Here is a 3,311-nt window from a genome sequence, read left to right as displayed (position 1 = left end):
CCGAATTGTTGAAAGCTGTGGAACAGGTTGGCTCCAGCTTGGGTGCCACCGTTGATCAGAAATTCGTTGCCGTTGGGGGTGACGATCGTCCCAGTGCCATCGCTGGCAGGGGTGATAGGTTGGGCAAGGGCAGGACTTGTGCTGAGAGCAGCGATCGCTAACCAAGAAAGGCCAGCTAGGTGCGATCGTAGAACAGATATCATGACGACTGCATCCTTACAAGGACAGTAGGCATAGGGATAACATCAAGTCAGACTAGATGCAGATGCTGCAGAACTCTTAGCGGCCTTGAATCTAGCTGTACCTTGATCACCGTTGACGACCTGATATAGCAGTAGGTGCCCTTTAGATAAATATATACAGATAGAACTGGTTAGGGTTCAACTAGAATTTAGCCCATGCTAACGCTGTGTCCAGCCTCTTGATCCAGAGCTACAAACTTTTGCTGGTAATCTTCGCAACACTTCAGAGGTGATTAATAATAACTGTGACTATCTGAAGCACCCCCTACAGGAAAGATTACAACTACACTGGTTTCATTCAAACGAGGTGTAGTGATTTTAATATCACCGTTTAGCTGTGTTACCAGTTTTTTTACTAGGGTTAGTCCCAGTCCTAGGCCATCGGTAGTTCCAGCAACAGAACTTTGAACCCGATAAAACGGCTCAAAGATCCGTCGTATTTCTCGTTCTGGAATTTTTACCCCTGTATTGGTGATTTGCAGTTCTAGGTGCTGACTGATGATGCGGGCAGACAAGGTAATCCTGGCTCCGATCGGACTATGTTTACTGGCATTGGTTAATAGCTCAGTGACGATGTGCTTCAAGCTATCAGCCTGTATCGCAATCGGTGACATATTGTCAGCAATCTGATAGTGCACTGTTTGCTGACGACGGGCGGCTTGACTAACGACTGGTGCTATAACTGCTGGCAACCAATCTGACAGATTTAGACGGTCAGCAGCTAAGTGAGGAGGCGATTCATCTACTTGACCAATGCGCAACGCCTCCCAGAGATGAAGTTCCTGTTGCCATTCAACATAGAGCACTTCAAGATACTGCTCCATCTCTTGCCACAAGCGCTGACGTTCAGGAGCTCCTTGCCAAGCAACATTCGCCATCGATCGCAGGGAGGCTACAAGTTGGCGGATTGTAGCGACTAGCGTATGGATGCTGCGTAACGAATTGTGGCCCTCTAACGACCATGCATCTGTAACATTTGTGATACCCGTAGCTGTCGTGGGGTCAATTGGATGACTACCGCTATCTCGACTACTCTGGAGCCTTGTAGCGTGCTGTTCCCAGAGTAAACTGCACTGTTGAATTACCTGAGCCATGAACTCAGCTTCCAATACTGTCCAAGGGCTAGAGCAACAAAGTCCAATCTCTCCTAATAGGTGCCGATTTTCCTTGAGAGGAAAAATAGCGACATGGGCAGGGTCGGTTACGATCGACTGATAAGGTCTAGGCAGTTCTCTTGGATTAGGGGCAAGCCAATACACTAAGGATTCGAGTTGACTGTAGTAGATAGTTACTTGGTCTAGAGGTAGTTGTGAGCCAATGGTTAGCGTAATACCTCCATAGTTTTCACCTACATAGTCAGCAGTGACAGTAGCAGTGTTGTAGCCTGAGGACACTAAGCTAATCCAGCCATACTCCGCTGCAATCGCGATGCCGATTTCAGTCAATACGATTTGCAGCCATCTCTGAAAGTTGGTGCATTCATTTAGACGAGCCAGAACCCGCCGTAATCCTCGCATACAGGCGATCGCCTGGTGTAACTGAATTGCTTTGGCTGGCAATTGACTAGGCAACTGGGCAGCAGATGATGATTGCTCAATTTGTTGAATAACCGCTACGCTACCTTGGATAGCACCATCATTGCCATAAATCGGTGCAGCTCTGTCACCAATCGCAACCTCATGACCACTCTTGGTCAACAATAGGCAAGGATGGGCAATACTGACGCATTGGTTTTCCTGCATGGCTCGCAACAGAGGATTTTCAACTGGCTCGCGAGTTTGAGGATGAATCAGCTTCAGCACCTGCTCTACGGGCAAACCAATGGCATCGGATCGAGACCAACCCGTCAAGACTTCAGCCGTAGGGTTCATGCGAGTAATTTTACCTGCCTCATCAGTGGCGATCGCAGCATCTGGCAAGCTATCTAACATCCGAGCTAGCTCGCTAGCCTGAGTCAGCATAGTTTTTTCCATCTGCGATCGTCGTAAAGTGACCTCAATGCTGATGTTTAGTAAACTGTCTTGCCAAGGCTTGGATAAATACCCAAAAGGATAGGTCTGAAGAGCACTTTGCAGAGTCGATTCATCCGTATAAGCCGTTAAATAAACTACTGGAATCTGCAATCGTTGATAGATTTCTTGGGTAGCTGCTATGCCATTCACATCACTTTCTAAATAAATATCCATGAGCACTAGGTCAGGAGTTGTTTGCTGAGCCAGTTCAATAGCCTCTCGTCCAGATGCTGTCACCCCTACTACCGCGTGCCCTAATCCAATTAGTGTTTCCCGTAAATCCGATGCCGTAACTTGCTCATCTTCAACAATTAAAATCCTAGCCATGCTAAAACGTTTAACTCACATCCCAAGAAGCTTTGAACCCCGATCGTAAAGAAATCATTCCAACCAGAAGCCCTCTCGTCCATTATTACTCACTGGAAGCAAGTCAATTAGGTGCGATCATGCTTCAATGGCTTACATAGAGTTAGATAGCAGCGTTGCTGAACAGAAGTATGGTTCTCGTGCTTGAGCTGCTTGCAACTCCCACCCTAGCCCTTTCCCAAGGGAGAGGGAGCAAGAGTTCTGACTCCCTTCTCCTCAGAGAAAAGGGGTGGGACGAAGGAATTCATATCTGCGTTTATCAACGCCTTAGGTAACCATCACAGAGTACTTTCTAAGTAGCAGGCAATGTTGTTGGAACTGGAGTCGCAGGTGCTGGAGCAGATGGAGCTTGCTCGGAAATTGGGGATGGTACTGCCTCGGTTGGAACTGCATCAACCGCAGGTTTCGACTCAACTGCCACTGAAGGAGTTGCTACATCTGGCTTTGTTGGTGGCTTTGTTGGGCTAGCTGGCTCCACTGCTTCTGGCTGGAGTATTGATGGTGGTGAAGGCGGCGCTATGACTGTCGGAGGTGGTGATGCAAGGGGTAGTTCAGCCTGAGGTGCTAGTTGCGGTGTTGGTGATGGAGCAAGAGATGGCTGGGCCGGAGTTGTTACTGGCTCGACTGGTGTGGCTTCAGGTTTGCCAGAATCTGGCTTAGACTCCAGGGTCTCAGATGGGATGGTGGCTGC

At 48.3% G+C, this 3,311-nt stretch carries 3 protein-coding genes; all 3 read right to left on the bottom strand.

The features are described 5' to 3' along the window. On the bottom strand, positions 1-203 hold a 203-nt coding region (locus NZ772_16100; protein MCS6815078.1), incomplete at its 3' end, for a hypothetical protein. 272 nt (positions 204-475) lie between these two features. Beyond that, on the bottom strand, positions 476-2,581 hold the full coding sequence (locus NZ772_16095; protein ID MCS6815077.1) for a response regulator: 2,106 nt from the start codon (positions 2,579-2,581) through the stop codon (positions 476-478). A gap of 331 nt (positions 2,582-2,912) precedes the next feature. Continuing rightward, positions 2,913-3,311: hypothetical protein (locus NZ772_16090; protein MCS6815076.1), on the bottom strand; the 399-nt coding region annotated here is incomplete at its 5' end.

Source organism: Cyanobacteriota bacterium, assembly GCA_025054735.1.
Classification (GTDB): domain Bacteria; phylum Cyanobacteriota; class Cyanobacteriia; order SKYG9; family SKYG9; genus SKYG9.
The sequence above is the reverse complement of the archived record's forward strand: the minus strand, read 5'-3'. Positions and strand labels throughout refer to the sequence as shown.

What these genes read in the sequence shown, in the direction of transcription:
- NZ772_16095 (MCS6815077.1), bottom strand. Translation starts at nt 2,581, where the DNA reads ATGGCTAGGATTTTAATTGTTGAAGATGAGCAAGTTACGGCATCGGAT.